At 65.3% G+C, this 674-nt stretch carries 1 protein-coding gene; it reads right to left on the minus strand.

Translation table 11 applies throughout. From position 1 onward, the window contains the following. A partial coding sequence (locus tag JT360_RS33300) for an NAD(P)/FAD-dependent oxidoreductase (RefSeq protein ID WP_214477721.1) occupies positions 1 to 674 on the minus strand: 674 nt, incomplete at both ends.

Consider the following 674-nt stretch of genomic DNA (forward strand, 5'->3'; position numbering starts at 1 on the left):
GGCTTGGCCACCGGCTCGAAGGCGCCCAGCATCATCTTGCCGGCGTCTTCCTTGTAGTAGGCGCACTCGTCCGGCACCCGCAGCACCGGCAGACGGGTGAGGCCGGGGATCGGCTCGGTGACGAGATAAAAATGCTCGCAGGCGTGTAGCGGGATGGTGACGCCGTTCTGGGCGCCCAGTTCGCGCGCCCACATGCCGGCGCAGTTGACGACTATATCGGCCTCGATGGTGCCCTGTTCCTCGCCTTGCGCCCAGGATACGCCGGTAACCCGGCCGCCCCTGGTATGGACCTTTGTCACCTTCACATTCTCGATGATGGTGGCACCGCGCTGGCGCGCGCCCTTGGCCAGCGCCATGGCGATATTGGCCGGGTCGCACTGGCCGTCGAGCGGCAGATGCACGGCGCCGACGACATCGGACACGTTGAGATGCGGATACATCTCCTTGACTTCGCGGGGCGAAATCTCGCGCACGTCGACATCGAAGGCGCGGGCGAGAGACGCCTGCCTGTAAATCTCGTGCTTGCGCTCTTCGGTCAGCGCCACGGTGATCGAACCGACCTGGCGCATGCCGGTGCCGACTTCGGTCTCGGCTTCCAGCTTGACGTAGAGGTCGGCGGAATATTTCGCCAGCCGGGTCATGTTCTGCGAGCCGCGCAACTGGCCGATCAGGCC

The sequence above is a fragment of the Mesorhizobium sp. dw_380 genome (assembly GCF_018588885.1).
In the GTDB taxonomy this organism is placed as follows: domain Bacteria; phylum Pseudomonadota; class Alphaproteobacteria; order Rhizobiales; family Rhizobiaceae; genus Mesorhizobium.